Annotated in this window: 1 protein-coding gene; it reads right to left on the bottom strand. The window is 43.8% G+C overall.

The genetic code is table 11. The features are described 5' to 3' along the window. A partial coding sequence (locus tag A3761_RS28130; protein WP_197473198.1) for a hypothetical protein occupies window positions 1-596 on the bottom strand: 596 nt, incomplete at both ends.

Raw genomic sequence — 596 nt, 5'->3', positions numbered from 1 at the left:
ATCGATCTTTAGAGTAACGATATATACCGTTAAAGAGGCTCTTGGATAAGTTCGGGTTGAATTTTGTCAATTTTTGGCAACGCCATGCGAGCCCGTCAGTGCCTTCAAGGTACTGAATATGGTGTAAAGCTCCGTATTCGATCACCTTTCTTTTAGCTAGCAACTCATGTAAATGTGGACGAGAGAAAAAGAACTTCCGCATAGGAGAGAATGCAAAAAAAGCAGATAGAAAAGCCATACCACAACCAACACCACCAACCCAGGCATCAAGCAAACCTAACAAACTAAATACAAACAAGGACGCGAAAATAGCACATATAAGTACCCAGTAATCTCTATCTCTCCGAGCTTCGGCTACCAAGGTGTTATCGGGGTAATCGTCCATTGCGAGGTGATCATAGTTCAAGCCCATTACAGGCTCACAGCCTGCAAGTAATATCTTCTTCCTATGTTGCTGCAGTTTTAATTCGGCCTTTTGTGCAAGAATACGCTCTCGCGCGTTATCAACAATACTTTTCTTTTGGCGTCGGTCGTCTTCTAAACGACGCTCAACAGTTCCTCGAGGTTTTTTGCTTGTATGCCGTCGATCGGGAGTC

The sequence above is a fragment of the Oleiphilus sp. HI0123 genome (genome assembly GCF_001635315.1).
Note: the sequence above shows the minus strand (reverse complement) of the source record. Positions and strands in the feature narration are given on the sequence as shown.